Genomic DNA, 1,780 nt, shown 5'->3' on the forward strand with positions numbered 1-1,780 from the left:
GTGCGCCGACGAATGCGAGGAGCAAAAGCGGGAGGACGATGACGGCTTGAACCGCATCCGTGGCGATACTCGCTCTGAGTCCGCCGTAACTCGTGTAGAGAAGAACGAAGCCACCGACGAGAAGCGCAGTCTGCCACTGCGGGACGCCGGCGACGAGTGAGAGCGCACCCGCGATACCAGTTAGTTCTGCAGCGAGGAAGATGAACATGTAAAGAGCACTCACCAAGAGGACGAATGCGTACATGGCGGTTCCGTACCGGGCGTGGGCGTATTCAGTCAGTGAGTGACCGTGCGGGATGAGTCGTCGGATTCGGGGACCGAGTTTGGCGTAAACGAGCATCGGAACTGCCTCACCGATGGCGTATCCGACGACGGCGGCGATACCGAATCCAGCACCCGCCTCGGGTGCCGAAAAGAGCACCCAAACACCCATCACAGAGGCAACGAGCGTCGCCGTGGTTCGTCGTTCCCCCGTCGACCCCCGTGCACTGATGAGGTCTTCGACCGAATCGACGCGACCGCGGGAGACCCACACACCGATACCGGTAAAGAGGACGAGTGTTGCGACAGTCAATCCGAGTGCAATCATCGAACTTACCATTCAGCATCACCAGCCTCGTCAGATTCAGTAATACGAACTCCATCAGCCGATGTCGACTCGTACGCTGCATCGAAGAACGCGACTTCGAGTTCCACCATGCGACGGAACAAACGGTCGAGGCGTTGCTGTCGGCGCGGAGAGGCGGCCGCACCCTCGCGGTCGAGTTCCTCACGAAGCCAATTGACGAACGCCGCAAAGTCGTCGGCGGCATGGAGATCAATCCATTCTGCGAGGTAGAAACGCGATGGTGACTGGTCTTCCACCGCACTCGCCCACGTCAGGTAAACCCATTCGGCAGGAACGAGCACTGCCAGCGTCTCTGCGTAGCCCCCCTGGTTCGCGGCACGTTCGAGGAGGTCCACGAATGCACGAGTCGTCGGCGTTGTGGACGGTTCCATGTACGTCGATTCCGGAACATCCAACGCATCGAACGAGCGCAGGAAGTAGTCGTCCTCGTCGTCGGTCAGTGTCCCGAGGAAATCGACGAGTTCGGACTTCGCAGCCATCGTCGGCGCTTGGCCCACGGCGTGTCCGAAGACGCCGACGAGCGTTTCGACGAACGCGTAATCTTGCACCAGATATCGACGGAATACGTCAGGGTCGAGGTCGTCGCTTCCGAGTTCCCGTGTGAATCGGTGCGCCGTTGCGGCGTCCCACTGGCTTCCCGCCCGGGCACGGAGCCAATCAGTGAACCGCAGATTTTCTCTGGTCTCGGTATATTGATTGTAGGTGTCGGGAACTGGCGACGGTGCGTCAGTGTTCGAACCAACGTCCGTCTCAAGGTCAGAGTCAATATTCGTCATAGCGGCCACTCCTCCTGTCTCCACGCAGCATCCCAGAAGAGGTACTCGTACTGTGCAGAGGTGCGGAACAGCTCTCGATAGCGTTCACGAGTTGTTGGCGTCGCGTCTGCAGCCACATCGTTCATGAGCGTTTTGCACCACTCGGTGAGTTCCGTGAACTCGTCGCTGGCGTACATCTCGACCCATGCAGCGTACTGCTCGTGGTCCAGAACACCTTCAGCAGCGAGGCGTCGACCCGTCTCGTTGAATCCCCACATGCAGGGAAGCAGTGCAGCGACGATATCTCCGAACGTGCCGTGTGTGGCTGTTCGAATGAGGAAATCAGTGTATGCACGGGTCGTCGGCGAGGGTGTCGTCGCTTCGAGGTCATCTATGT

At 59.3% G+C, this 1,780-nt stretch carries 3 protein-coding genes; all 3 read right to left on the reverse strand.

Features of this window, described 5'->3' with window-relative positions; all coding sequences use genetic code 11:
• The coding region (locus QT222_RS01525; protein ID WP_491476079.1) for a sodium:solute symporter family transporter at positions 1 to 601 on the reverse strand (601 nt) is incomplete at its 3' end.
• Positions 595 to 1,404, reverse strand: a complete 810-nt coding sequence (locus QT222_RS01530; RefSeq protein ID WP_491476080.1) for a TenA family protein — start codon at positions 1,402 to 1,404, stop codon at positions 595 to 597. The genes QT222_RS01525 and QT222_RS01530, both read right to left, overlap by 7 nt.
• On the reverse strand, positions 1,401 to 1,780 hold a 380-nt coding region (locus QT222_RS01535; RefSeq protein WP_491476081.1), incomplete at its 5' end, for a thiaminase II/PqqC family protein. The genes QT222_RS01535 and QT222_RS01530, both read right to left, overlap by 4 nt.

Source organism: Haloferax sp. s1 (assembly GCF_058382125.1).

What these genes read in the sequence shown, in the direction of transcription:
- QT222_RS01530 (WP_491476080.1), bottom strand. Translation starts at nt 1,404, where the DNA reads ATGACGAATATTGACTCTGACCTTGAGACGGACGTTGGTTCGAACACT.